The sequence below is a fragment of the Streptomyces sp. NPDC055140 genome (assembly GCF_053607285.1).
In genome coordinates, this window is the sequence record NZ_JBSGTG010000006.1 from 55,985 (window position 1) to 80,859 (window position 24,875).

Consider the following 24,875-nt stretch of genomic DNA (forward strand, 5'->3'; position numbering starts at 1 on the left):
TAGAAATCTCCTGGAACTGCGCAAAGGGTGGATGCGAGCGAGGAGTTGAGGGCAGACTGCCCGGGATTCGATTCCGATAGCCGGGAGTCCGCGATGCGTTTCGGCGCCAACTACACGCCCAGCCAGGGGTGGTTCCACCACTGGCTCGACTTCGACCTCGACGCCGTGCGCGCCGACCTGGACGCGATCGCCGCGCTGGGCCTCGACCATGTGCGCGTGTTCCCGCTGTGGCCCGTGTTCCAGCCCAATCGCTCCCTGATCAGACCGCGGGCGGTCGAGCAGCTGGTGGCGCTCGCGGACGCGGCCGGCGAGCGCGGCCTCGATGTCAACGTGGACGGGCTCCAGGGGCACCTGTCGAGTTTCGACTTCCTGCCCGCGTGGACGCGGACCTGGCACCGCCGCAATATCTTCACCGATCCGGACGTCGTCTCGGCCCAGGAGGACTATCTCCGGACGCTCGCCTCCGCACTCGCGGACCGGCCGAACTTCCTGGGAATGACGATCGGCAACGAGATCGCGCAGTTCGCGGCGGGCCCCCCACACCCCGACCCGGACCGCATCACCTCCGAGCAGGCCGGAAGTTGGCTGGAGCGGGTGCTCGCCGCGTGCGAGGAGGGGGCGCCGGGGCTGCCGCATCTGCACGCCGAGTACGACGCCTCGTGGTACCAGGACGACCAGCCGTTCACTCCGGCGCACGCGGCGCGGCTCGGCGCGATGACGGCGGTGCACTCGTGGGTGTTCAACGGCACGGCGCAGCGCCACGGTCGCAGCGGCCCGGCGACCTCGGGGCACGCCGCGTATCTGGTCGAGCTGTCGAAGGCGTGGGCGCTCGACCCACGACGGCCGGTGTGGCTCCAGGAGGTGGGCGCGCCGCAGCCGCTGATCCCGGCCGAGTACGCGGCCGAGTTCACGGAGGCCACCGTCGAGGCGGCCCTGGACTGCCCGGATCTGTGGGGCGTCACCTGGTGGTGCTCGCACGACGTCAGCCGCGACCTCGCCGACTTCCCCGAACTCGAGTACTCGCTGGGCCTGTTGACGAACGACGGCGAGGCGAAGCCGGCCGGCAAGTCCGTGGCCGCGATCGCCGCGCAGTGGCGGGGGCGCGAGCACGCGCCGGCTCCGCGTACGACGGCCCTGGTCGTGGACGCGGGCGACGAGGACCGGGCGCCGCACCGCTCGGTGTGCGCGCCGGGCGGTCCCGTCTTCGAGGCGTTCACGCGTCTGACGGCGGACGGGGCGCGTCCGACGACGGTCCTGGCGGGCCTCGCCGACGACGCGGGGCATCTCGCGGCGCGCGGGATCACCGAGGTCGTGACCGTTGACAACGTTGCCTGATCACCGCATCCGCCCGTGAACCCGTCCCCGCCTCAACGGAGTTGCCCCATGGCTGACGACCGCCCCCCCGTGCGCCCGTACATGCACGGCTACGACGCCGCCGCGCTCAAGAGCTGGAGCCCCGGGACCGACCGGTGGGCGCGCCACTTCCGCTCCCGCGTCCCGCTCGCGCCGCGCATCGCCCCGTTCCCCGCCACGCAGGCGCACCCGGACCTGGCGACGGGCCCGCAGCTGATGAACCTGACCTACGACTACGACGACGCCTTCTTCACGGCCCGCAAGTACGGCGACGCGTTCGCGCGCCGCCTGCTGCGCTTTTGGCAGTACTCCGACTTCTACGGCTCCTGGCACGGGCTGCCCGTCGACGGCTCGCCCGCGGACGATCCCGCGCACGGCCTGGTCAACCTGCCCAACCCCGCCTACACGGACGCGGCCCACCGCAACGGCGTCCGCAGCCTGGGCTGCTGGTTCTGGCCGCGCTCCGGGGACTTCGAGGACTATCTGGAGCAGCGCCCCGACGGCTCGTTCCCCGTGGCGGACAAGCTGATCGAGATGTCCGCGTACTTCGGGTTCGACGGCTACTTCATCAACCACGAGGCCGAGACGCCGCCCGGCCAGGCGGCGCGCCTTTACGACCTGCTGCGCTCAGTGCGGGAGCGCGCCCCGGAGGGGTTCCACCTCCAGTGGTACGACACGATCACGCCGGACGGGCACCTCGACTATCTCAACCACCTCAACGCCGACAACGCCCCCTGGCTCGACGTCTCCGACAGCTTCTTCGCGAACTACTGGATGACACCTGAGGGCGTCGAGGCGTCGCGTGCGACGGCGCTGAAGCTGGGACGCGATCCCTACGGCACTGTCTTCCACGGCACGGAGAACGAGCAGTTCGGCTTCGACCCCGAGTACGACCCGCGGCTGCTCTTCCCGCCGGGGGAAGCGGCGCGCACGAGCTGGGCGCTGTTCGGTTCGCACTTCGTGAAGGAGCTGGCCCCGCACCACGACGACCCGGACGTCCAGGACGAGGTGTTCCGGCGCGAGCGCCGCTACTGGTCGGGGCCGCACGAGGATCCCACCCGCAGCGGCCGCCTCCTCCCCCACGACCGTGAGACACCACGCGACCGGGACGACCACCGGGCGTGGGACGGCGTGGCACACCACATCACCGAGCGCTCGGTCATCGGCTCGTTCCCGTTCGTCACCCGCTTCAACACCGGTCACGGGCGCGCCTTCTTCCTCGACGGGCAGCGGGCCTCGGACGGCGACTGGCACAACGCCTCCGTCCAGGACGTGCTGCCGACCTGGCAGTTCTGGACGCGCGCCGAGGGGACGTGTGCAGAAGGTACGGGCGCAGAAGGTACGGGCGCCGAGGGCACGGGCGCCCCCCTGTCCGTCGGCTTCGACCACGAGCTCGCGTACGACGGCGGGTCCTCGCTCCTCGTGTCAGGCCCGCTCGGGCCGGACGGGGCGACGACGGTACGCCTCTACAAGACCGCGCTCGCGGTCACCGGTCCCGAGCGTCTCGCCGTGACCGCGCACGGCACGGACAGTGCGGACCTGGAGGTGGGGCTGCTGTTCCAGGACGCGCCCGACACCTTCACCTGGCTCGCGGCCGGGTCCGCGGCCGGCTGGCACACGACGACGCACGGCCTCGCCCCCTTCCAGGGACGGACGATCGCGGCCGTCGGCCTGCGCCTGTCGTCCCGGCGACCCACCGGGTGCGCAGTGCGGATCGGTGAACTCGCCCTGCTCGGACCCGAGTTCGTACCGCCCGCCCCGCCGCAGGACTTCACGGTCGACGAGGTACTCGCGGACGGGGAGGCGGCCCATGTCTTCCTGTCGTGGCGCCTCGCCGGGCACGGCGTCCACCACTACGACCTGCTGCGCGACGACGGGAGCTGGCTCGGCCGGACCTACGACGACGTGTACTGCCTGAGCCTTCCCGCACCCGCCGGGCCACAGACCGCCACGCGGCTGCGGCTCGTGGCGGTCGCCCCGGACGGGTCCCGGAGCGCACCCGCGACAACGGACGCCCACTGGCCCCGATGACCGCGTATTGAGCTACCGACTGATGCGCCAGTCAGCAGCTCAATACACATGCTGATCTGTATCGATGCCTGGCCATGTGTTGAGATCTGCTCAACACATGGTTAAGGTCGTCGACCGTGGAGCACGGAGACGAGAACCGAGACGAGGTCGCCGCCCGGGTGCGGGAGGTGATCACCGCCGCCGGGGTGAGCCAGCGCGAGTTCGCCCGGCGGATCGTCATGGACCCCTCGAAGCTGTCCCGGTCCCTGAGCGGCACACGCCGCTTCACGGCGGCCGAGCTGGCCCGGATCGCCGACGAGGGGCAGGTGGACGCGGGCCGGCTGCTCGGCGCGCGGCATCGGCCCCCGGCCCGCCCGGCGAACACCGCCGTCCCGGTCGAGGGCGGCCGCCCCTCGCAGATCGTGCGCGAGACGGTCCGCCTGATCGCCGAGCGCGGCTTCCACGCCGTACGGGTCTCCGACATCGCCGAGGCCTGCGCGACCAGCACGGCCGCCATCCACTACCACTTCCCCGGCCGCGCGGAGCTCCTCGAGGCGGCCGTGCGGTGGTGCATGGACGAGGACACCGCCCACCGGGCGGCCCGCATTGCCGACGCGGCCGATCCGGCCGACGAGCTGCGCCAGCTCATCGCGCTCCAGACGCCGCGCACCGCGCAGCAGCGCAGGCAGTGGGCGGTGTGGCTGGACCTGTGGGCCGAGGCGGCCCGCTCCACGGCGGTCGGCGGGCTGCACACCGAGTACTACCGCCAGTGGCGCGAGACCGTCGCCGATGTGGTGCGGCGCGGTGTCGCGCGGGGTTCGTTCAGACCCGTCGACCCGGAGGCGGCGGCGCTCGCGCTCACCGCCCTGATCGACGGCCTGGCCACCCAGGTGCTCGCCACGGCTCCCGGCGGCCCCGGCACCGACGCCGAGGCGATGCACACGGCCCTGCTCGCGTACGTCGACAGCACCTTGACCGCGCCCGTCCCCCAATGAACTGACTCACCCTCACATCCCCCTGCCCCCAACGGCCTTCGGGCCCAAGGAGCGATGTCCGCATGCCCATGAACCAGGACGTCATCATCACCTGCGCCCTCACCGGCGCCGGCGACACCGTCCGCAAGAGCCCCCATGTACCGGTCACCCCCGAGCAGATAGCCCGCTCCGCGGTGGAGGCGGCGGACGCGGGCGCCGCCGAGGTCCACATCCACGTGCGCGACCCCGAGACCGGAGCGCCCTCGCGCGACCCGCGGCTGTACCGCGAGGTCGTCGAGCGGATCAAGGAGACCGGCACCGACGTCGTCATCAACCTCACCGCCGGGATGGGCGGTGACCTGGTCATCGACCCGGACGAGCCGCTCAAGCAGCTGCCGGGCACCGACCTCGTCGGCGGCCTCGAAAGGCTCCCGCACGTCGAGGACCTGCTCCCCGACATCTGCACCCTGGACTGCGGCTCCCTCAACTTCGGCGACGGTAGCAACCTCTACGTCTCCACCCCCGACATGCTCCGCGCGGGCGCCCGACGCATCCAGGAGCTGGGCGTACGGCCCGAATTGGAGATCTTCGACACGGGTCACCTCTGGTTCGCCAAGCAGCTGCTCGCCGAGGATCTGCTCGACGACCCGACCGTCTTCCAGCTCTGCATGGGCATCCCTTGGGGCGCGCCCGCCGACCCGGGCGTGCTCCAGTCGATGGTCAACATGCTGCCTGAGGGCGCCCAGTGGGCGAGCTTCGCGCTCGGCCGGATGCAGATGCCGTGGGTCGCGCAGTCCGTCGTGCTCGGCGGGCACGTCCGCGTCGGCCTGGAGGACAACCTCTACCTCGGCAAGGGCGTCAAGGCCACCAACGCACAGCTAGTCGAGCGCGCCGTGACGATCGTCGAGGCGATGGGCGCCCGGGTCGCGACCCCGGACGAGGCCCGCCAGAAACTCGGCCTCAAGCCCCGCGGCCGGTCCGTCGCCCAGGAAGGAACCGCCTGATCATGACGTCACCCGAACCCGAGAACGTACGCCGCGTCGCCTGTGTCGGCGCCGGAGTGATCGGCGGCGGCTGGGTCGCCCACTTCCTGGCCCGCGGCTACGACGTCACGGCCTGGGACCCGGCGCCGGATGCGGAGCTGCGGCTGCGCCGTCTGGTCGACGCCGCGTGGCCCGCGCTCACCCAGCTGGGCCTCGCCGACGGTGCGTCCACGGACCGTCTCACGGTGACCGACACCCTCGAAGAGGCCGTGGCGGACGCCGAGTTCGTCCAGGAGAGCGCCCCGGAGGAACTGGACCTCAAGCGCGATCTGCTCGCCCGCCTGGACGCCGCGACACCGCCCGGAGTCGTCATCGCCTCGTCCACGTCCGGCTATCCGATGACCGACATGCAGACGGACGCCGAGGGCGCGGGCCGCCTTGTCGTGGGGCATCCGTTCAACCCGCCGTACCTCATCCCGCTGGTCGAGGTGGTCGGCGGCGAGCGGACCACGGCGGAGGCGGTGGCGTGGGCCTCCCGCTTCTACGAGGTGGCGGGCAAGTCCGTCATCACCATGGACCGCGAGGTCCCCGGCTTCATCGCCAACCGCCTCCAGGAAGCGCTGTGGCGCGAGGCCCTCCACATGGTCGCCAACGGCGAGGCCACCGTGAAGGAGATCGACGACTCCATCACCGAGGGACCCGGCCTGCGCTGGGCGTTCATGGGCCCGATGCTGACGTTCGCACTCGCGGGCGGCGAGGGCGGCATGGCGCACATGCTGGACCACTTCGGCCCCTCGCTGAAGTCGCCGTGGACCCGGCTCGACGCCCCCGAGCTCGACAAGTCGCTGTACGACGCCGTGGTCGCCGGCTGCGACGACGCGGCAGCCGGGCGGACCATCGCCGACCTCGTCGCCGAGCGCGACCAGGGCGTCATCGACGTACTGCGCGCGACGGGCCGCCTGCCCGGCGCCCGGAAGGAGGCCGGCACGTGACACAGCTGCCCCTGCTGCACAGCACCGTCCGCGCCGAATGGATCGACTACAACGGCCATATGAGCGAGGCGTTCTACGTCCTCGTCTTCGGGCACGCCACCGACGCCCTGATGATCGAGACGGGACTGCACTCCGGGTACCGCGAGTCCACGGGCTGCTCCTTGTACACGGTCGAGTCCCACCTGCGCTATCTGCGCGACGTCCCGGAGGGAGCGACCCTCGCCGTCCGCACCCGGGTCCTGGGCGCCGCCGCCAAGAAGGCCCGCTTCACCCACGAGATGTACGTCGTCGCGGCCCCGGGCTCGGCACCCGCCGAGGGCGCGCAGCCGGTCGCCACGACGGAGCTGCTCGCGGTGCACGTCGACCAGAAGGAGGGGCGCGCGGCACCCTTCCCCGACGAGGTCCGCGAGCGCCTCACCGCCCTCACCGAGGCACCGCCCGAGTGGGCGGGCCGCTCCATCGCGGCCGTGTAGACCCGCGGTTCACTCACGACGGTGCCCGGCCCCCGGAGCGGGGGCGGGCACCGTCGCCGGTCCCGCGGCGCCTCGGATGCGCGGGGCGCGGCGCACCCGTCGGCCGATGAGGATTCCGGCGAGGACCAGGAGCAGGCCGCACACCTGACGCGTGGTGAGCGACTCCCCCGCGACCAGCGTGCCCAGGAGTACCCCGGTCACCGGGTTGAGCAGCCCGACGAGTCCGACCGTCGCGGCGGGCAGGTGGCGCAGGCCCGCGAACCAGGCTGCGAACGCGAGCGCCGTCGCCACGGCGGTGACGTAGCCGAAGCCCAGGACGGCCGGCGCGTCGAGCGACGGCGGCGCCCCCTCCACCATCACTGCGAACGGCAGTAGCAGGAGCCCTCCGGCGATCAGCTGCCAGGACGTCGACGCGAGCACGTCGGACGCGTGGCTCCAGCGCTTGGCGAGGATGTAGCCGAGGGACGACATGCCCATCGCCGCGACGGAGGCGAGGACTCCGAGGGGGTCGGCCGACGTGGCCCCGGTCAGCAGCATCAGGCAGACGCCGGCGGTCCCGACGGCGGCGCCCACGAGGTGCGCCGGGCTGGGCCGTTCGGCGAGTAGCGCCCACGCGATGGCCATCATGGCCACCGGGGACGTCGCCATGATCGTCGAGGCGGTGCTCGTCGGCAGGAGTTGCGCCGCGACGTAGACCAGGGCGAAGAAGGCGCCCATGTTGAGGGCGCCGAGGACGAGGGACTTCCACCACCACGATCCGCGGGGCAGCTCGCGCCGGACCGCCAGGAGCAGCAGCCCGGCCGGGAGGGCTCTGAGCACCGCCCCGTAGAGCGGGTTCCCCGCGGGCAGGTAGGCGTGGGTGACGAAGTAGGTCGTTCCCCATGCCACGGGCGCGATCGCCGTGACCATCGTCCACCGCAGAGTAGCTTCCATGGAAGACATTATGTCTTCCATGGAAGCTATAGTGAAGCCATGCCCCCGGAACAGCCCCACGGGCCCCACCGCCCCGGTCGGCCCCTCGACCACATCGCCCGCATCCAGGCCGAGTGGGCCCGCGAGCGGCCGGACGTCGACGTCACCCCCCAAGGAGTCATCGGCCGCCTGCACCGCCTGGGCGCGCTGCTCACCGAGCAGCTGTGCCTCGTCTACCGGCGATACGGCCTGAGCGAAGGCGAGTTCGACGTCCTGGCCGCGCTGCGCCGCGCCGGCGAGCCCTTCGAGCGGGCCCCCGGCGAGCTGGCCGCGCACACCATGGTCACGACCGGAGCGATGACCAAGCGGATCGACCGCCTCGAACGCGACGGCCTCGTCACGCGCCGCCGCGCGGCGGGGGACGGCCGGGGCCGGGTGGTGGCCCTCACACCCGCGGGCCGGGACCTGATCGACGACGCGTTCAGCGAGCACATGACCAACGAACGCCGTCTCCTGGACGCCCTCGACCCGGACGAGGCCGCGCACCTGGAGTCCTTGCTCACCTCGTGGCTGGCCCGCGTGGAACCGCCGCGCGGCGCCTGACATCGGGACCGCGCCGGCAACAGCCGCGAGCCGCTCCCGCCAAAGATCAGCCAACTCCACGGGAAGCCTGAATACTTGACGTCGCGGAGTGCCTCCTGTGGCATTCTCGCTGCACTGATGCCCTGCAGATCATCGAGATACGAGGGAGCATTTGGGCGTGACGGAGCACTCGGCAGTCACCGGCGTGCGTGGGCGCGGAGGCATCGTCTCGCTCGTGGAGTCGACGCTTGCGCTCGACCGCGCCGCGGAGCGTCCGCTGACCATGCTGCTCGGGCCACGCGGCAGCGGCACCAGTGAGCTGCTGTGCGTTCTGATGGAGCAGTTCGGGACCCAATACCCCTTCGGATACGTCAAGTTCACGTCGGGCCAGGAGCTGCTGCCGCGCTACGCCCTCGGCCTCCTCGCCCGGCAGCTGGCCCGGAATCTGCCGAGCTACCGGCACACCTCGTTCCCGCGTCTCACCCTGGGGCTGCTCGCCTCCGACCAGGACCTTCCACACCAGGCCCTCACCGGCGGACAGCGCGGCATCAGGGCCGCCCTCGCGGACCTCGAGAAGAAGGCCAAGCACCAGCACGGCGACTACCTGGGCGCCTATCTGACGGTCGCTCAGGCATCGATCGACGCTCCTGACGGAGCGAGCCGGAGCGCACGTGCGCTGCTTGCCACGGCGACCGACACGTCCGCGCGGTCCTGGGCCGGGCGCTGGGACCACTCGGCCGCCGCGTGGTTCGGACAGCACCGCCTCACCCACAGCTCCGACCCCTGGGATGCCCTGCTCGAACTCAACCGCTGGCGCCACCAGGGCGACGAGCGCGACAAGCTCCGGCTCGACCAACTCCTGTGCGCAGCCTTCCTGGAGGACCTGCGCACCAGCGTCAAGGGGCCCTTCCGGCCGCGCTCGTACCTGGTGCTGCTCGACGAGACGCACACCGACCACGGCCGCGAGTTCCTCGATCTGCTGCTCCAGTCCCGGCACGACGACACGGTGCTCGGGCGCCGCCCGTGCGACCCGCTGTCCGTCGTAGCCGGCTGCAACCGGTGGCTGCCCCGCTGGGGCCCCGCGACCGGCGAGGAGTGGCCGTGGCGGCCGCGCGAGCCCGACCGGGCCTCGCTCGCCGACTGGCGCGAGCACCGCCCGTCCGGGGACGGCCAGGACACGTGGTGGTATCCGCTGCGCATGCGCGACCTCGACCGGGAGGAGGTGCGCATCCATGTCGAACAGCAGCTCAACACGCACCCCGAGCTCGGTCCGTTCACCACGCTCGCGCCGTTCGTCCACCGGCTCACCGGCGGTCTGCCCAAGGCCGTCCAACAGGTCTTCGAGGTGCTCGGCGGGCCGAATGTTCCCCAGGTGCCCGGGCCGCAGCAGAACCTCTGGCTGCGCGACCTGCCGCAGCGCACCGTGTCGGCCGGGGGACGCAAGCCCTTGCTCGTGGACGCCGCGCTCGACGACCTGCTCGCCGGCTTCGACGCGGCGGACCGCGACCGCCTCGCCCAATGCGCCGCGGCCGACGACCTGTTCGTGGGGGCGCAGCTGCTCGGCCGCGGCGCGGAGCTGTTCACCGACATCCGCAGCCGCTGGCTGCTGAGTGCTCCCGGCACCCTGTCCCTCCATCCCTGGCTCCGGCGGATGCTGCTGTGGCACCTGGCCGGGCGGGCCGGCGCCTGGGACACCGCGCACGAGGTCCTCGCTGAGCACTACGCGAGCGGGGAGCAGCGCGTTCAGGAGCTTTACCACCTTCTCGCGCTGGAAAAGGTCGACGAGGTCGCCGAGTACCTCGTGACCCTGCGCAACACGGCGCGGACGGAGGAGTGGCTCAGCGCCTTCCACACCATCACCGCGGCCCCCAACCGTCTCGCCCACCCCGGCGGCCCGCTGGAGTTGCGGGCGCGGCTCGCGCCGTCCGACCCCGGCGACCAGGTCACCGTCCCCGCCGTGATCCGCGACCTGGTGGTGGCGCGCTGGCTGTGGAGCGACCCGCTCACGGATCCCGGCAGGCAGCTCAGCCCGGTCCTCGCCGACGGCTTCGTGCACCTGTCCCGACTGTGGAGGAACTACAACGTGGCTCTGGTCAACGAGGCGGAGCGCTACCGGCTCGCGACACCCACCCGTACGTCGTCGATACTCGGGAGCGGGACATGAGCCCTCTGGCCTGGCCCCGGTGGCGCGAGTGGTCCTGGCGGACGGTGAAGCTGGTCGCGGCCGGCGTGGCGCTCGCGGTGGTGTTGTCCGTCGCCGGATTCGTGATAGTCGACAAGGTCTCGGACGCCCGCGCCCGCTGCGCCGACGGCGTGACGCATGTGGACCCGGACCGGGAGTGCGTCGGAGTCACCGACGGTTCGTTCGCGTTCGCCGGACATCTCAAGCGGGTCGAGAAGAAGATCGAGGAGGAGAACAAGCGGGTCTACGACCACCGCGGCACGGACCCGTACGTCACCGTCGCCTATCTCACCTCATTCACGGTCACCGACGACGACAGCAACTCCGAGGACTCCGTTCGGCATGAGCTCGAAGGCGCCTATCTTGCGCAGATCCGGCACAACAAGGGCGACCTCGCGGCCTCCCCGAAGATCCGGCTGCTCGTCGCCAACACCGGGAGCGGGGCGCGCCATTGGGAGCACACGGTCGACGAGCTGATCGCCCGCAAGAGCGCTCCCGACCGGCTCGTCGCCGTGGCGGGCCTCGGTCCGAGCACCGGCCCGGACGTGGCGGCGCTGCGCAAGCTGTCGAAGAGCGGCATCGCGACGGTCTCCAGCATCATGACGGCCACCGACATCAGGGGAATACAGGGTTTCGTGCGAGTCGCGCCGACCAACGCGGACGAGGCGCGGGCGGGCGCCGCGTACCTCAAGCGGCAGAAGAACAAGTACCGCACTGCCGTCGTCATCCAGGACGCCGACAAGGACGACCTCTACGCGTCCACCCTCGGCGACGCGTTCAGCGCGGAGTACCCGGACAAGAAGCACCGCCTCGTCGCGGACCGGATCACGTACGACTCCTCGGTGCCCTCGGCCTGGCCCAACGAACTTCATTACACGGCCGAGCAGTTGTGCGGTGAGCGGCCCGAAGTGGTCTATTTCGCGGGGCGTGGACGCCATCTGTCGCACTTTCTGAACGCGCTCGCCAACCGCACCTGCCAGTCGCGGAACTTCACCGTGCTCACCGGCGACGACACGACGAACCTGACACCGAAGGAACTCGCGGCCGCCGCACGCACCGGCGTGACCATGCTCTACACGGGCCTCGCCCACGCGGACATGTGGCGCAACGACCCGGGGGCGGTCTCGGGACCGTCGGCCGGCAGCTTCCAGCCGGGCGGCCCTCTCGACAAGTGGTTCCCCGGCGACGCCCGTTACGACGGCCAGGACATCATGGGTCACGACGCGGTGCTCACGGCGGCGCAGGCGATCCGGATGGCGTCCAACTGGCAGGGCGAGGTGACGGGGCGCTCGGTCGGCCGGATGTTCCTCCAGCTCGACGGGGACCGCAAGGTGCCCGGCGCGAGCGGCTTCCTGTCGTTCAAGGACAACGGGGACCCGCGTGACAAGGCGGTCCCGATCCTGCGGCTCACGCCGAAGGGCGAGTCTGAGCTGGTGGACGTGTCGGCGCCGGGGGGCGAACCGGCCACGGGCGGGTAGTGCGTCCCGCTACCCACGGCGTTCAACCCGGCTTATTCTCAGGGGTGTTGAACCGGCCGGCCCCGGCGGCAGTTTGTGAGGGCGCGTGGATCCATCCGCTTTCTTCTACACGAGCTGCACCCGTGGCGACGGCTGGCCCGCGCTCACCCGCTTCCACGCCGATCTGGAGTACCGGCTGCGGGCGCAGGAGGGTTACGGCATCAGCGGCGCGCTCGGCGCGGCGATGAACCCCGACACGGTGCCGAGCAGCGCCATCACCAAGGCCGGCGTGATGATCGCGCTCTACTCCCCCAGGTATTTCCTGGACCGCGGCTGCGGCCTGGAGTGGGCCGTCATCCAGTCCCGGATGCGCCACCGCGCGAACATCGAGGGCATCCAGGTCCCCGGCTGTCTCATTCCGGTCTGCTGGAAGCCCGTGGCCGACAGACTGATCCCGCAGGAGGTGCGCCGCTCCGAGTCGTTCCCCGGGCCCGGCGCCTTCGACTGGCTCAGGGAGCAGGGCCTGGAGGCCCTGGTGTCGTCGTCGGACCCGGGCGCGGACGAGCGGTACTACGTGTTCGTCGAGCAGCTGACGAAGAGCATCCTGGAGGCCGGGCGCGCCGGGCTGGCACCGCTCGGGGACGACGAAGCGCGCGACACGCTCCCCGCGTTCGGCTCCGCGCAGGGTGCGACCAGCGCAAGCGACCCCCGGCTCAGGGTGCCCGAGCAGCCCGACCCCCGGCACGAGGGCGCCGCCGGTGAGCCACGCTCGGTCGCCATCAGCTACGTCGGTGCCGACCAGGCGTGGGCCGACTGGATGGACGGCGTGCTCCGCGAGGAGGGCCACACCGTGCGGCAGCGGCGCCGGCGGGTCGGGCGCGAGACCCTGTCGCAGGCCGTGGAGCGCGCACGGGACGGGGCCGACCGGGTCGTGGTCGTCTTCTCCCGCAGCTACTTCGACGCGGGGAACACCGCCCCCACCGACTGGGAGGCCGCCTTCGATCCGCCCGCCTCGGACCCGTCCTGGCTCGTCGCCGTACAGATCGACGCGGCGCCCCGGCCCGTTCTCGTACGCGGTGTCAAGGTCCTGATGCTGGAGGGCTCCGGTCCCGACCAGGCCGAACGGCTCCGCGAAGGAGTCATGGACACGGCGGGTGCGGCGCCCCGCGACCCGGCGGGGGGAGCGCGTTGACCGGGTCGAGACGTTCCGCCACCGATCCGCCGCCGATATCGAACCTGCCGGTCCAGGCGACCCCGTTCGTCGGCCGTGACGAAGAGATCGCCGCCATCCACGACCTGTTCGAGGATCATCGCGCCGTCCTCCTCCACGACCCGGCCGACCGTCAGCACGGGTACGGCAAGTCGGAGGCGGCGATCACCTACTGCCACCGCTACCGCATGCGCTATCGCGTGGCCTGGTGGTTCAACTGCTCGCACGAGAGCGATCCCCACCGGCTGCGTCAGCTGATCGAGCGCGGGACGCACGAACTGCACACCCGGTACCGCGAGGTCCTGCGCGTCACGGAGATCCCCGAACGGCCCGACGACAAGTGGCTGCTCCTGTACGACAACGTGGCCGATCCGGACCGTATCCAGGACCTCTTCCCGGCCGGCGACGCCCGGATCCTGGTCACCTCCCGCCCGCCGGGCGGGGGATGGGACGAGGCCGCCCGGCTGCCCGTCGGTGACCTCGATCCGCCCGAAGTGGCCAGTCTCTTCCGTCAGTTGGCCGAGATCCGGCAGCCCGTGGCCGAGGATCTCGCCCGCACGTTCGCGGGACATCCGCAGCAGATCATCGCGGTGGCCGAGCAGATCCGCCGCGGCACCCCGCCCGCCGCGTGCGTCACGCTCGCCGACGCCGTGCGGCTCGCGCCCGCGCCCACGCGGCCGGCACCGCCGCAGCCGTCGGGCCATGTGCGGATGAGCGCCCAGGACCGGGAGACTCTCATCGACACCCTGCTGTCCTCCCCGGTCTGCAGGGACCTCCCCAGCTACCGTGCCTGGATCGAGGCCATCGACCGGCGGGCGGCGGTATCGTCCGGCCTGCCGTCGGAGACGGAGACCATCCGCACGCGCGTCGTCGGCCTGGTGTCCATCGCCCTCAGCCGGGACGCTCCCGATGTCCTGCTGGCCCTCGCCAAAGCCTTCGAGGACAGGGCCGGTCGGCACGCGGCGCAGCTCGTCCGGGCGCTGATCGGCCCGGCGGCGGCGAACTGGAACGACAACAAGGAGCCGATACGCGCCGTGCTGCCCCCACGCCCCGCCGATGCCCCGTTCTTCTTCACCAGCTACGCGAACCGGGAGGACGACCAGGACCATGTCGCCGAGTTCCACGCGCAGCTCGAACAGGAGCTGCGCATCAAGCGCGGCCGCAACGTGACGAGTACGGGCTTCCTGGACCGCCGCAGTCTCCAACTCGGCCTCACCTGGCGGGAACCGATGGTCGAGGCGATCCGCTCGACGCGGCTCCTGGTCGCGCTGATCACCGCGGACTACTTCGAGAGCGAGTGGTGCCGGCGGGAGTGGGCCGTGATGACGGAGCGCGCCCGCCGGGCCGGGCGTTCGCCGGGGGACGAGCCGGTCGCCATCCTGCCGCTGTTCTGGGTCAAGCCCCGCGGCCCGCTTCCCAAGGATCTGGCCGCCATCCAGTACAGCTCGCCCGCGCTGTTCGGCGGGAGCAAGGCCCCGGACAACCTGATCGACCTGCTGCGCGAGGACAAGAAGAAGGCCGCGGCCTTCGTCCGCAGGCTCGCCGACACCATGATCGACGCGGCGGACCGCGATCTTCCGGCGCTCGACGCGGACGCCGTACGGGACATTCCGCTCGCGTTCGGCGAGTGGGACACGGGGGACACATCACTGTCGGGCCCCAAGGCGGGCTCGGGCCCTGGCAGGGGAGATGCACAGCCGCATCCCGAGCCGCAGCCGCAGACGCACCCGACGCCTGAGTCTGAACCGGATCCAGCGCCCCCCGAGCAGGCCGAGCGCACCCCCGCGCTCTCCCTCGTGCCGGACCCTCGCGTCTCTCCCGACCGGCCCGAGCCTCCGGTACGACCCACAGAGCCCCCGCCCGTGACCGCCCCCACTCCCCCGGCGGCCTCCGACAAGGCCCGGCTGATCGAGGCACTGACGACCGGACCGCTGCGCGAGCCCACGCGGTACACGCCCTGGGTCGAGGCCGTGCTCCGGGACGTCGACCAGGCGCACCGTCCCGCGGTCACGCAGTTCGTCGACCCGCTCAGAAGACGGGTGCACCTGCTCGTGAACTTCGCCTACGACCAGACCACCCCTGACCTGTTCCGCGCCATGGCACGGGCGCTCACCCTGGTCAACCCCGGCGGTGCCACCGCTCCCGACGAGACGGTGACCGCGGTGCACAAACTGGTGGACCGTATCGTCGCGGCATGGCCCCATCACACGTGACACCGAACCGAAGACCGGCGCGCGACTGCCCGTTCTGCCACATCGCCGCGGGTACAGGACCGGCCCGCCTGGTCGCCGCCGACCCGGACGTCATCGCCTTCCTGCCGCTGCGCCCGGTCCATCCCGGCCATGTCCTCGTCGTGCCGCGGCGCCACCTGGAGGACATCTGGGAGCTGGGCGAGGAGACGGCAACGGCCGTGACCCGTACGGTACTTCGGGTCGCGCACGCCGTGCGTACGGTGTTCCGGCCCGACGGGCTCAACGTCATCCAGTCGTCGGGTGCCGCCGCGACCCAGACCGTGCCGCACCTGCACGTCCACGTGGTCCCGCGGTTCGCGAACGACCGGATGGGTCCCATCTGGCCCGCCCCGGCCGACGAGTCACCCCTCGTCCTGGACGATGCGGCGAGCCGGCTGTCCAAGGCTCTAGAACAGGACGGCCAGGGCGATGAGTTGGGCCAGGGCGAGGCCGCCGTAGAAGAGCGCGACCGTCAGGGAACCCGCGGCCCGTAGCGCGCCGGCCCGCTCCGCGCCGGCGCTCGCGTCGAGGCTGAAGGGCTCAATGCCGTTGCCCGGCCGCCGCACTTTGTCGTAGAGCCGTCTGAACAGCCGCTCCTTGTACAGGAAGTACCCGTCGAGCAGCCAGAACGCCACGATGGGGACGAAGCCGGTGGCCGCCACCGTCCGGCTCTCGTTCCCGGCGGCGAAGGCCAGCAGCGCACCCATCAGGGTCAGCGCCCAGCCCTTGATCAGGAACGAGTTGTTGCCCATCCGCGCGACGACGGCCTGGATCAGTTCGAGGTGCCTGATCTGCCCGTCTTCCAGAACTGTCCGGCTCGCAGGTTCCCCTGTCACGGCATTCCCCCTTCGGGCGGAACCCTACCCAGGGGCGCGCGGCGCCGTTACCCCCGTCACTTACTGGCCGAAATAAGCGACTGCTTAGTACGCTGTACGGGCGGGGCCCGCCGGCCCCGTGGTTCCGTACCGCCCGTCACCACCAGTGCGCCTGGAGTAAACGCATGGCATCCCTGCTGCTGTCCCGCCGCGATCTCGAGTTCCTGCTGTACGAGTGGCTCGACGTCTGCGCGCTCACGTCCCGGGACCGGTACGCGGACCACTCCCGCGAGACCTTCGACGCGGCGCTCGAGCTGAGCGAGCAGATCGCGACGCGGCACTTCGCCCCGCACAACAAGAAGAACGACGCGCAGGAGCCCACCTTCGACGGGGAGCGGGTGCACATCATCCCCGAGGTGAAGGAGGCGCTCCGGGTCTTCGGGGAGTCGGGGCTCATCGCGAGCACCATGGACCACGAGGTGGGCGGCGGGCAGCTGCCGTCGGTGGTCGCCGACGCGTGCTTCGCCTGGTTCCAGGCCGCGAACGTCGGCACGGCCGCGTACCCGTTCCTCACGATCGGCAACGCCAACCTCGTCCTGGCACACGGCTCGAAGGAGCAGATCGACACCTTCGTACGCCCCATGGTGGAGGGCCGGTTCCTGGGCACGATGTGCCTCTCGGAGCCGCAGGCGGGATCGTCGCTCGCCGATGTGCGCACGCGGGCCGAGCGGCAGGAGGACGGGACGTACCGCCTCTTCGGGAACAAGATGTGGATCTCCGGCGGCGAGCACGAGCTGTCGGAGAACATCGTGCACCTCGTCCTCGCCAGGACCCCGGACGGGCCGGCCGGCGTGAAGGGCCTGTCGCTGTTCATCGTCCCCAAGGTCCTTGTACACGAGGACGGTTCGCTGGGTGAACGTAACGACGTGGTCCTTGCAGGCCTCAACCACAAGATGGGTTACCGGGGCACGACGAACACCCTCCTCAACTTCGGTGAGGGCGCCCACCGGCCGGGCGGCGCGCCGGGCGCCGTCGGATACCTCGTCGGCGGGGAGAACCGCGGGCTCTCCTACATGTTCCACATGATGAACGAGGCCCGGATCGGCGTCGGCCTGGGCGCCACCGCCCTCGGCTACACCGGCTATCTGCACGCTCTCGACTACGCCCGCACGCGCCCGCAGGGCCGTCCCCTCGCGGGCAAGGACCCGGCCGCGCCGCAGGTCCCGATCCTCGCGCACGCCGACGTCCGCAGGATGCTCCTGGCCCAGAAGGCCTACGTCGAGGGCGCGTTGGCGCTCACCCTGTACTGCGGCCGTCTCCTCGACGAGCAGCACACCGGCGCCACGCCCGAGGCCTGCGCCGAGGCCCGCCTGCTGCTCGACGTGCTCACGCCGATCGCGAAGAGCTGGCCCTCGCAGTGGTGCCTGGAGGCCAACAGCCTCGCGATCCAGGTCCACGGGGGCTACGGCTACACACGCGAGTACAACGTCGAGCAGTTCTACCGCGACAACCGTCTCAACCCCATCCACGAGGGCACCCACGGCATCCACGGTCTCGACCTGCTCGGCCGCAAGGTCGTCATGGACGGCGGGGCCGGTCTGCGCCTGCTCGTGGAGCGCGTCACGGCGACGACCGCCCGCGCGGCCGAAGCGGGCGGAGAGGCGGCCGAGTACGGCGCCCGGCTCGACACCTCCGTACGCCGCGCGGTCGCCGTGACCCAGCACCTGTGGTCGACCGGCGACCCAGAGACCGCCCTGGCCAACGCGAGCGTCTACCTCGAAGCCGTCGGACACGTCGTGGTCGCCTGGATGTGGCTGGAGCAGCTGCTGGCCGCGGCGCCCGGGACCGAGGCCGTCCACCAGGGCAAGCGCGGCGCGTGCCGATACTTCTTCCGGCATGAACTGCCCAAGACCGAGGCGCAGTTCAGCCTTCTGGAGTCCCTGGACCGGACGGCTGTCGACCTCGCGGAGGATGCTTTCTGACCGGTTGACCGGCGCTGCGGCCTGTCCACCGGAGGAGGGCGACGGAGCAGACGGCCGCGAACGCGCACCACGTCGAGACGAACTCCCACCGCCACAGCGCGACACACACCGCCGCGCCGGCCGCGACCAGCACACCGAGCAGTACGAGGCCGCGGTCGGCGGACAGGAGCAGAGAGCCGACCGTGGCCAGGAGATACCCGGCGACCAGGAGCCCGGCGTGCGGCAGGCCGAGGGCGTACCCGACGGCGTGCCCGCGGATCTCGGCCGTCACGGTGCGGGTCGCGAGCGCGTATGCGAGTCCCGCCGCGGTCACAGCCCCGGCCGCGAGCGGGATCAGCAGCAGCCCACGGGCGCGCCGGGGCGCCGCGCACACCACCCCGGCGGGCACCCACAGGGCCAGGACCGGGAGGGCGATCACGGCCCAGGCGAGGGTGGCGGAACCCGTCCCGCCACCGGACCGCCACAGGACGGACTCGACGATCTGATGGGCGCCGAGCAGCAGCGGCAATGCCGCGAGCGGCAGATCACGGGGCCGTCGCGCGCGGAAGGTCCGTACGACGCAGACGGCACCCACGGTGGCGATCGCGGTGCCCGCCACGAGATCGGCCGTCGCGCTCCAGCACATGCCACATCACCACCCTTCCGGGTCGTGCGCGCCGACGCCCGTCGCCGTCCGCAGTGCGGCCACGCTACGACGCCGCGGGCCGCCGCCCGCCGCGCCGACACGGGAGCGGCGGGTCACGCGGCCGATCAGCCCGGCGGTGGCCTACTGCGCCCAGAGCCCTCGCACGTGCCCGAGGTGGCGGGTCATGACGGCGCGCACCGCCTCCTCGTCGCGGGTGACCAGGGCGTCGAGGATCTCCAGGTGCTCCTCGGCCGACGCCTCCAGACGGCCCGCCTCGACCAGCGCGTTCAGCCCGTAGAGCCGGGAACGCTTGCGCAGGTCGCCGACCACCTCGACCAGGTGGTCGTTGCCGGAGAGGGCGAGCAGCCCCAGGTGGAACCGGATGTCCGCCTCGACGTACGCGATGAGGTCGCCGGCCACCGCCGCGTCGACGATCTCCCGCGCGACGGGGCGCAGCGCCTCCAGTGCCGCGAGGTCGGCGGTGGTGGCGAGTTCCGCCGTGGTCGGGATCTCGATCAGCGAGCGGATGTGCTTGTACTCGTCGAGCTGCTTCTCGGAGACGGCGGTGACCCGGAAGCCCTTGTTCGGCACCGCGTCGACGAGACCTTCCTTCGCGAGGTCGAGCATGGCCTCGCGCACCGGGGTCGCGGACACCCCGAAGCGGACGGCGAGGGTGGGCGCCGAGTACACCTCGCCCGCCCGCAGCTCACCCGCGATCAGCGCGGCGCGCAGCGCGTCGGCGACCCGCTCGCGGTAGCTGCTGCGCGTCCCGCCGAGGCTGGGCAGAGCGGGAGCGGCGGACGGGGCGCTGCGCCGGTCGGCCATGGGGTGGTCCTCCTAGGTGCCATGTCACGTTCCACAAGTATCCCGTGGCAGGTGGAGTGCTGCGGGACAGATCTGACGCTGCAGACCTGGCGCTACAGGACGAATCCCGCCGGAAAGGGGTCGTCCGGATCGAGCAGGTACTGGGCCGTCCCGGTCACCCACGCGCGGCCGGTGAAGCTGGGCAGCACCGCCCGGGTCCCGGCCACGTCGGTGGTATCGAGCAGCCGTCCGGTGAACTGTGTGCCGATGAACGACTCGTTCACGAACTCCGTATGCAACGGCAGTTCACCGCGCGCGTGCAGCTGGGCCATGCGCGCGCTCGTTCCCGTACCGCAGGGCGAGCGGTCGAACCAGCCGGGGTGGATCGCCATCGCGTGCCGGGAGTACCGGGCGGTCGCCCCGGGCGCGTACAGATGGACGTGATGGCAGCCGCGGATGGACGGGTCCTCGGGGTGTACGGGCTCGTCCTTGGCGTTGATCGCGTCCATCAGGGCGAGGCCCGCCGCGAGGATGTCGTCCTTGCGTTCGCGCTCGAAGGGTAGGCCGAACTGGTCGAGCGGCAGGATCGCGTAGAAGTTGCCGCCGTAGGCGAGGTCGTACGTGACCGTGCGTCCGTCGGCGAGGGTGATCTCACGGTCGAGGCCGACGGAGAACGACGGCACGTTCCGCAGGGTGACGGACTTCGCCGCGCCGTTCTCCACGGCGACGTCGGCGACGACGAGCCCGGCGGGCGTGTCGAGGCGGATGGTGGTGACCGGCTCGACGACCTCGACCATGCCCGTCTCCACGAGGACGGTGGCGACGCCGATCGTCCCGTGCCCGCACATCGGGAGGTAGCCGGAGACCTCGATGTAGATGACGCCGTAGTCGCAGTCGGGCCTGGTCGGCGGTTGGAGGATCGCTCCGCTCATCGCGGCGTGCCCGCGCGGCTCGTTCATCAGGAGCTGCTTGATGTCGTCGCGGTGCTCACGGAAGTACAGGCGGCGCTCGTTCATCGTGGCGCCGGGGACGGTACCGATGCCGCCGGTGATCACCCGTGTCGGCATGCCCTCGGTGTGCGAGTCGACCGCGTGCAGGACAAGTTTGCTGCGCATGTCGGAAGCTGCTCCCTGGAAGTGGATGCGGTGGACGTATGCGAGTGCGGTCGCGTGGTTCAGACGAGGCCGGCGGCGAGCGCCTGTTCGGTGGCGGCGCGCACGGCCTTCTCCTGGTCCGGCAGAAGCGGCATGCGCGGCGGGCGGCAGGGGCCTCCGTGGCGGCCGATCATGTCCATGGACAGCTTGATGGCCTGGACGAACTCGGGGCGCGAGTCCCAGCGCAGAAGCGGGTGGAGCTGCCGGTAGAGGGAGGTCGCGGTGGCGAGGTCGCCGGACACGGCGGCGCGGTACAGCTCGACGGACGCAGCGGGCAGCATGTTCGGGTACCCGGCGATCCAGCCCTTGGCGCCGGCCAGGGCCAGTTCGAGCAGGACGTCGTCCGCTCCGATCAACAGGTCGAGGTCCGGGGCGAGTTCGGCGATGCGATAGGCCCGCCGCACGTCTCCCGAGAACTCCTTGACCCCGCGGACGAACCCCTCGCGGTGCAGCTTCGCGAGAAGTTCCGGTACCAGGTCGACCTTGGTGTCGATGGGGTTGTTGTACGCGACGACGGGGAGGCCCACCGCGGCGACCGCCTCGTAGTGGGCGAGGACGGAACGCTCGTCGGCGCGGTACGCGTTGGGCGGGAGCAGCATCACGGAGGCGCAGCCGGCGTCCTTGGCCTGCTCGGCCCAGCGGCGGGCCTCGGCGGAGCCGTAGGCGGCGACGCCGGGCATCACGCGCTGCCCGCCGATCGCGGCGACGGCCGTCTCGACGACCTTGGCACGCTCCTCCGGCGTGAGCACCTGGTACTCGCCGAGCGAGCCGTTGGGCACGACCCCGTCGCAGCCGTTCTCGACGAGCCAGGCACAATGCTCGGCGAATTTCGCGTAGTTGACGGAGAGGTCGTCGTTCAGCGGGAGCGGCGTCGCTACGAGGACGCCGTGCCAGGGGCTGCGATCTGACGTGGTCATGGGCTGTGTCTCCTCTGTGGCGTGTGACATGGCACTGATGGATACGGATGTCCGGTCTGAGGTCTGATGGACGTCCGGTCTGATGGATGCGGTCGCCGGAGGGGCGTCGGGCTCACTCGTCGGGCAGGCCCTCCCCCGCCCGAGCGAGCACTCCGAGCGGTACGGGGCGGGCGAACGGCCTTCTGGACGGGAGCAGATCACACCCCGCGAGCCCGGCGACAGCCGGTCCGCACACGCGACCCTGGCACCAGCCCATACCGGCTCGGGTCAGCAGTTTCACGGTGCGCGCGTCCGTGGCCCCGAGTTCGCCGACCGCCTCACGGATCGCGGAGGCCGGCACCTCCTCGCAGCGGCACACGACGGTGTCGTCGGTGACCTGCTCGGCCCAGTGCGCACGCGGAGCGAAGACTGCGTCAAGGGAGGCGATGAACCCCCTTGCCTTTGTACGGGACTTGGCGGCGTCCGCCCACATGCGCGGGTCGGGTTCGCGCCCGGCGAGCCGTGCCGCGGCCGAGCACCCCGCGATGTGGCCCTCGGCCAGCGAGAGGGCGGCGCCGCCCACGCCGGTGGCCTCGCCCGCGGCCCACACTCCGTGGACGTCCGTGCGCTGCTCGTCGTCCACGGCCACGGCCGGCCCTTCGAGACGGCAGCCGAGCGTCTCGGCGAGATCGGTGTGCGGCAGCAGACCGTGGCCGACGGCGAGGGTGTCGCAGCGGATGACCTGCTCGGAGCCCGGCGCTACCCGCCCCTCGCGGTCGAGCGCGGCGACGGTGACCGCTTCGAGCGCGCCGTCACCATACGCTTCCACGACGGTGTGCCGGGGCTTCAACCGCACGCGGCGGCGCATCAGTTCAGCGACGTACCCGGCACCTTCGACGAGCTTGTCCGGGTGGGCGGACAGCGTACGCGCCTGCCGGACTGCGCTCTTCGCCCCGGCGGACTCGACCAGTGCGGCGACTTCGGCGCCGGCCGCGGCGAGCCCGGCGGCGACGGGCAGCAGCAGCGGTCCCGTACCCGCCACCACGGCCGTACGCCCCTGGAGCACGAGCCCACCCTTGAGCATGGCCTGCGCGCCACCCGCGGTGATCACACCCGGCAGGGTCCAGCCGGGGAAGGGCAGCACCTTCTCGTAGGCGCCGGTCGCCAGGATGACGGCGTCCGCACGCACCACGGACGGCTCCTCCTGAGCCGGGCCGTGCAGCGCGTGGACGAGGAAGCCGGATGACTCGTCGAGCCCTTCCACGCACCACACGTGATGATCCGTCAGGTGGGTGATGCGGCCCGTCGCGATCTGCGCGGCCAGGCCGTCCCGGAGCCGCTCCCAGGTCCGCCACTGGTGGTGGAGCGCCTGCGGGCGGCGGGCGCCCAGTTCCTCTGCGGGCTGGCGGTAGAACTGGCCGCCGGCCTGCGCGCCCGCGTCGATCAGCGTCACGCGGCTCCCGCGGACGGCCGCGGCGAGTGCGGCGGCCAGCCCGGCGGGCCCGGCCCCGATCACCGCGAGCGTGCGACGCACCGCGCCTTCATCGGCGCCTTCATCAGGGTGACGACTCATCGCTCCTCCCTCTCGCTCGCGTCGCCCTGTCCGGTGCCGTGCTGCGTGCGGATGTCGTCGCCCGCTTCTGCCCGCACGAGGCAAGCCCGTTGGTTGGGGCGGCCGTTGACGGTCACGAGGCAGTCGAAGCAGACGCCGATGCCGCAGAAGACCCCCCGCGGCTCGCCGGTGCCGCGCGTGGTCCGCCAGGCGGTGACGCCCGCCGACCACAGTGCCGCGGCGACGCTCTGCCCGGGCAGCACCGCGATCCGCGCGCCGTCGAACGTGGCGGTGTGAGCGGGTCCTGGCTCGGCCCTGACGAGATCCAGTGGTGTGCGCTTGCCGGTCAAGACGCCTCCTCGGGGAACCGGTCCGGGCGGAACGGCGCGAGCGCGGGGTCCGGTGCGCCGCCGCCGACCGCCCGGGCGATCAAGTGTCCGGTGCCTGCGGCTAGTCCGATGCCGGCACCCTCGTGCCCGCAGGCGTGGAAGAGGCCGGGCACGCGCGCGTCCTGCCCGATCGCCGGCAGATGATCCGGCATGTACGGCCGGAACCCCAGGTAGGACCGCATCACGTGGACCTTCTCCAGAAAGGGGAACAGCCGCGCCGCCCCCGCCGCGAGGGACCGCACGACGGGCAGCGAGAACGTGCGGTCGAAGCCGACGCGTTCGCGGCTCGCGCCGATCAGCACGGGGCCGGCCGCGGTGCCCTCGACGACCGGTGAGGTCTGCAATGCGGCGGAGTCGCTCGCGACGTCGGCCACGTAGTCGGCGGCGTACACCTTGTGCCGGACCAGGCGCGGCAGCGGCTCGGTGACGAGGACGAAGCCGCGTCGCGGCAGCACCGGCAGCCGGACCCCGGCGAGTGCGGCCAGCTCGCCGCCCCAGGTGCCTGCCGCGTTCACGACGGCGGGGGCGTGGATCTCGCCCCGGCCGGTACGGACGCCTCGTACGGAACCGTCCGCCGCCCGGAGCACCGCGGTGACGGGCGCGCCGGTCAGCAGCCGTGCCCCCGCCGCGCGCGCCAGCCGTACGAGGTGCGCGGCGGCCAGCGTCGGCATCACCTGGGCGTCCTGCGGGTAGTGGACACCGCCCGGCATTCCGGGGGCGAGTTCCGGTTCGAGAACGTAGAGCTCGTCGGCCGTGACCGCGCGCGCGTCGACACCGGCGTCGCGCTGCTGCACGGCGAACTTCTCCAGCGCCGCCAGGCCTTCGGCGGACGAGGCCACGACGACGCCACCCTTGGCCTCGAACTCGACGGCCTCGGCCACGCCCGGTTCCGCCGCGAGTTCGGACCACAACCGGGCGGAAAGCAGGGCGAGTTCGAGCTCCGGTCCGGGCTCCTTGTCGGAGACGAGCAGGTTCCCCTCGCCCGCGCCGGTGGTGCCTCCGGCCACTGGGCCGCGGTCCACCAGGACGACGGAATGTCCCGCCCGCGCCGCATAGAGGGCACAGGCCGCGCCCACCATTCCGGCGCCGACCACTACAACGTCGCAGGTCAGCCGCGTAGTCACGGCAGTACTATGTCACATGTTCCCAAGCGCGCCAAGGGTCACTAGGCTGACGGGCAGCCAACCGAAACCGCTACGGAACACAGCAGAAGGGTGCATCGTGTCCTCCTCCGAGCCCAGGCCACAGCCCACGTCTCAGTCGACGTCACAGCCCACGACGCAGTCCGAGGCCCGACCC

Annotated in this window: 22 protein-coding genes; 13 read left to right on the forward strand and 9 right to left on the reverse strand. The window is 71.8% G+C overall.

Annotated elements, in window-relative coordinates:
* The first annotated feature begins 93 nt into the window (after positions 1-93).
* The 6 genes from ACWFR4_RS14105 to ACWFR4_RS14130 all read left to right on the forward strand — a co-directional run bounded on the left by ACWFR4_RS14105 (position 94) and on the right by ACWFR4_RS14130 (position 6,785).
* The gene (locus tag ACWFR4_RS14105) at positions 94-1,335 is read left to right on the forward strand and encodes a glycoside hydrolase 5 family protein (protein WP_453652572.1); all 1,242 of its coding nucleotides are present in this window, start codon (positions 94-96) and stop codon (positions 1,333-1,335) included.
* A gap of 48 nt (positions 1,336-1,383) precedes the next feature.
* A complete protein-coding gene (locus ACWFR4_RS14110; protein ID WP_453652574.1) occupies positions 1,384-3,384 on the forward strand; it encodes an endo-beta-N-acetylglucosaminidase in 2,001 nt (666 codons plus the stop codon).
* Positions 3,385-3,500: 116 nt separating this feature from the next.
* On the forward strand, positions 3,501-4,358 hold the full coding sequence (locus ACWFR4_RS14115; RefSeq protein ID WP_453652576.1) for a TetR family transcriptional regulator C-terminal domain-containing protein: 858 nt from the start codon (positions 3,501-3,503) through the stop codon (positions 4,356-4,358).
* A gap of 62 nt (positions 4,359-4,420) precedes the next feature.
* Positions 4,421-5,341, forward strand: a complete 921-nt coding sequence (locus ACWFR4_RS14120) for a 3-keto-5-aminohexanoate cleavage protein (protein WP_453652578.1) — start codon at positions 4,421-4,423, stop codon at positions 5,339-5,341.
* A gap of 2 nt (positions 5,342-5,343) precedes the next feature.
* A complete protein-coding gene (locus ACWFR4_RS14125; RefSeq protein WP_453652580.1) occupies positions 5,344-6,312 on the forward strand; it encodes a 3-hydroxyacyl-CoA dehydrogenase NAD-binding domain-containing protein in 969 nt (322 codons plus the stop codon).
* Positions 6,309-6,785: a thioesterase family protein gene (locus ACWFR4_RS14130; RefSeq protein WP_453652581.1), complete on the forward strand. Its 477-nt coding sequence runs from the start codon at positions 6,309-6,311 to the stop codon at positions 6,783-6,785. Before ACWFR4_RS14125 ends, ACWFR4_RS14130 begins: the two co-directional genes overlap by 4 nt.
* A 9-nt stretch (positions 6,786-6,794) precedes the next feature.
* On the opposite strand, the gene ACWFR4_RS14135 is transcribed toward ACWFR4_RS14130, so the two are convergent.
* A complete protein-coding gene (locus ACWFR4_RS14135) occupies positions 6,795-7,718 on the reverse strand; it encodes a DMT family transporter (RefSeq protein ID WP_453652583.1) in 924 nt (307 codons plus the stop codon).
* Between the two features lie 39 nt (positions 7,719-7,757).
* On the opposite strand from ACWFR4_RS14135, the gene ACWFR4_RS14140 reads away from it, so the two are divergent.
* The 6 genes from ACWFR4_RS14140 (at position 7,758) to ACWFR4_RS14165 (ending at position 15,853) form a co-directional block, all read left to right on the forward strand.
* The gene (locus ACWFR4_RS14140) at positions 7,758-8,300 is read left to right on the forward strand and encodes a MarR family winged helix-turn-helix transcriptional regulator (RefSeq protein WP_453466539.1); all 543 of its coding nucleotides are present in this window, start codon (positions 7,758-7,760) and stop codon (positions 8,298-8,300) included.
* A gap of 157 nt (positions 8,301-8,457) precedes the next feature.
* On the forward strand, positions 8,458-10,443 hold the full coding sequence (locus ACWFR4_RS14145; protein ID WP_453652585.1) for a hypothetical protein: 1,986 nt from the start codon (positions 8,458-8,460) through the stop codon (positions 10,441-10,443).
* The gene (locus tag ACWFR4_RS14150; RefSeq protein WP_453652587.1) at positions 10,440-11,939 is read left to right on the forward strand and encodes a branched-chain amino acid ABC transporter substrate-binding protein; all 1,500 of its coding nucleotides are present in this window, start codon (positions 10,440-10,442) and stop codon (positions 11,937-11,939) included. The genes ACWFR4_RS14145 and ACWFR4_RS14150 overlap by 4 nt, the downstream gene beginning before the upstream one ends.
* A gap of 85 nt (positions 11,940-12,024) precedes the next feature.
* Positions 12,025-13,110 carry a TIR domain-containing protein gene (locus ACWFR4_RS14155; protein ID WP_453652589.1) on the forward strand — a complete coding sequence of 362 codons (1,086 nt, stop codon included), beginning with the start codon at positions 12,025-12,027 and terminating at the stop codon, positions 13,108-13,110.
* Complete coding sequence (locus ACWFR4_RS14160; RefSeq protein ID WP_453652591.1) at positions 13,107-15,341, forward strand: TIR domain-containing protein; 2,235 nt, start codon at positions 13,107-13,109, stop codon at positions 15,339-15,341. Before ACWFR4_RS14155 ends, ACWFR4_RS14160 begins: the two co-directional genes overlap by 4 nt.
* Entirely contained in the window at positions 15,323-15,853 is a 531-nt protein-coding gene (locus tag ACWFR4_RS14165) for an HIT family protein (RefSeq protein WP_453466550.1), read from the forward strand. The genes ACWFR4_RS14160 and ACWFR4_RS14165 overlap by 19 nt, the downstream gene beginning before the upstream one ends.
* Here the strand turns inward: ACWFR4_RS14165 and ACWFR4_RS14170 are convergent.
* On the reverse strand, positions 15,767-16,195 hold the full coding sequence (locus ACWFR4_RS14170) for a hypothetical protein (RefSeq protein WP_453466552.1): 429 nt from the start codon (positions 16,193-16,195) through the stop codon (positions 15,767-15,769). The genes ACWFR4_RS14165 and ACWFR4_RS14170 overlap by 87 nt on opposite strands.
* Before the next feature lie 164 nt (positions 16,196-16,359).
* Between ACWFR4_RS14170 and ACWFR4_RS14175 the strand changes: the two genes are divergently transcribed.
* Positions 16,360-18,156 (forward strand): acyl-CoA dehydrogenase, encoded by a 1,797-nt coding sequence (locus ACWFR4_RS14175; protein ID WP_453652593.1) that lies wholly within the window; start codon positions 16,360-16,362, stop codon positions 18,154-18,156.
* Here the strand turns inward: ACWFR4_RS14175 and ACWFR4_RS14180 are convergent.
* The 7 genes from ACWFR4_RS14180 to ACWFR4_RS14210 all read right to left on the reverse strand — a co-directional run bounded on the left by ACWFR4_RS14180 (position 18,098) and on the right by ACWFR4_RS14210 (position 24,700).
* Positions 18,098-18,781 carry a DUF6629 family protein gene (locus tag ACWFR4_RS14180; protein ID WP_453652595.1) on the reverse strand — a complete coding sequence of 228 codons (684 nt, stop codon included), beginning with the start codon at positions 18,779-18,781 and terminating at the stop codon, positions 18,098-18,100. The genes ACWFR4_RS14175 and ACWFR4_RS14180 overlap by 59 nt on opposite strands.
* A 141-nt stretch (positions 18,782-18,922) precedes the next feature.
* Complete coding sequence (locus ACWFR4_RS14185) at positions 18,923-19,606, reverse strand: GntR family transcriptional regulator (protein WP_453466558.1); 684 nt, start codon at positions 19,604-19,606, stop codon at positions 18,923-18,925.
* 92 nt (positions 19,607-19,698) lie between these two features.
* On the reverse strand, positions 19,699-20,700 hold the full coding sequence (locus tag ACWFR4_RS14190; RefSeq protein WP_453652597.1) for a proline racemase family protein: 1,002 nt from the start codon (positions 20,698-20,700) through the stop codon (positions 19,699-19,701).
* A 59-nt stretch (positions 20,701-20,759) separates the two neighbouring features.
* Positions 20,760-21,656, reverse strand: coding sequence for a dihydrodipicolinate synthase family protein (locus ACWFR4_RS14195; protein WP_453652599.1), 897 nt, complete (start codon positions 21,654-21,656; stop codon positions 20,760-20,762).
* A 112-nt stretch (positions 21,657-21,768) separates the two neighbouring features.
* Positions 21,769-23,208 (reverse strand): FAD-dependent oxidoreductase, encoded by a 1,440-nt coding sequence (locus ACWFR4_RS14200; protein WP_453652601.1) that lies wholly within the window; start codon positions 23,206-23,208, stop codon positions 21,769-21,771.
* Entirely contained in the window at positions 23,205-23,537 is a 333-nt protein-coding gene (locus ACWFR4_RS14205) for a (2Fe-2S)-binding protein (protein ID WP_453466566.1), read from the reverse strand. Before ACWFR4_RS14205 ends, ACWFR4_RS14200 begins: the two co-directional genes overlap by 4 nt.
* On the reverse strand, positions 23,534-24,700 hold the full coding sequence (locus ACWFR4_RS14210) for an NAD(P)/FAD-dependent oxidoreductase (RefSeq protein ID WP_453652603.1): 1,167 nt from the start codon (positions 24,698-24,700) through the stop codon (positions 23,534-23,536). Before ACWFR4_RS14210 ends, ACWFR4_RS14205 begins: the two co-directional genes overlap by 4 nt.
* Between the last annotated feature and the right edge of the window lie 175 nt (positions 24,701-24,875).

What these genes read in the sequence shown, in the direction of transcription:
- ACWFR4_RS14110 (WP_453652574.1), top strand. Translation starts at nt 1,384, where the DNA reads ATGGCTGACGACCGCCCCCCCGTGCGCCCGTACATGCACGGCTACGAC.
- ACWFR4_RS14195 (WP_453652599.1), bottom strand. Translation starts at nt 21,656, where the DNA reads ATGACCACGTCAGATCGCAGCCCCTGGCACGGCGTCCTCGTAGCGACG.
- ACWFR4_RS14200 (WP_453652601.1), bottom strand. Translation starts at nt 23,208, where the DNA reads ATGAGTCGTCACCCTGATGAAGGCGCCGATGAAGGCGCGGTGCGTCGC.
- ACWFR4_RS14180 (WP_453652595.1), bottom strand. Translation starts at nt 18,781, where the DNA reads ATGTGCTGGAGCGCGACGGCCGATCTCGTGGCGGGCACCGCGATCGCC.
- ACWFR4_RS14120 (WP_453652578.1), top strand. Translation starts at nt 4,421, where the DNA reads ATGCCCATGAACCAGGACGTCATCATCACCTGCGCCCTCACCGGCGCC.
- ACWFR4_RS14190 (WP_453652597.1), bottom strand. Translation starts at nt 20,700, where the DNA reads ATGCGCAGCAAACTTGTCCTGCACGCGGTCGACTCGCACACCGAGGGC.
- ACWFR4_RS14165 (WP_453466550.1), top strand. Translation starts at nt 15,323, where the DNA reads ATGGCCCCATCACACGTGACACCGAACCGAAGACCGGCGCGCGACTGC.
- ACWFR4_RS14175 (WP_453652593.1), top strand. Translation starts at nt 16,360, where the DNA reads ATGGCATCCCTGCTGCTGTCCCGCCGCGATCTCGAGTTCCTGCTGTAC.
- ACWFR4_RS14150 (WP_453652587.1), top strand. Translation starts at nt 10,440, where the DNA reads ATGAGCCCTCTGGCCTGGCCCCGGTGGCGCGAGTGGTCCTGGCGGACG.
- ACWFR4_RS14125 (WP_453652580.1), top strand. Translation starts at nt 5,344, where the DNA reads ATGACGTCACCCGAACCCGAGAACGTACGCCGCGTCGCCTGTGTCGGC.
- ACWFR4_RS14105 (WP_453652572.1), top strand. Translation starts at nt 94, where the DNA reads ATGCGTTTCGGCGCCAACTACACGCCCAGCCAGGGGTGGTTCCACCAC.
- ACWFR4_RS14140 (WP_453466539.1), top strand. Translation starts at nt 7,758, where the DNA reads ATGCCCCCGGAACAGCCCCACGGGCCCCACCGCCCCGGTCGGCCCCTC.
- ACWFR4_RS14135 (WP_453652583.1), bottom strand. Translation starts at nt 7,718, where the DNA reads ATGGAAGCTACTCTGCGGTGGACGATGGTCACGGCGATCGCGCCCGTG.
- ACWFR4_RS14185 (WP_453466558.1), bottom strand. Translation starts at nt 19,606, where the DNA reads ATGGCCGACCGGCGCAGCGCCCCGTCCGCCGCTCCCGCTCTGCCCAGC.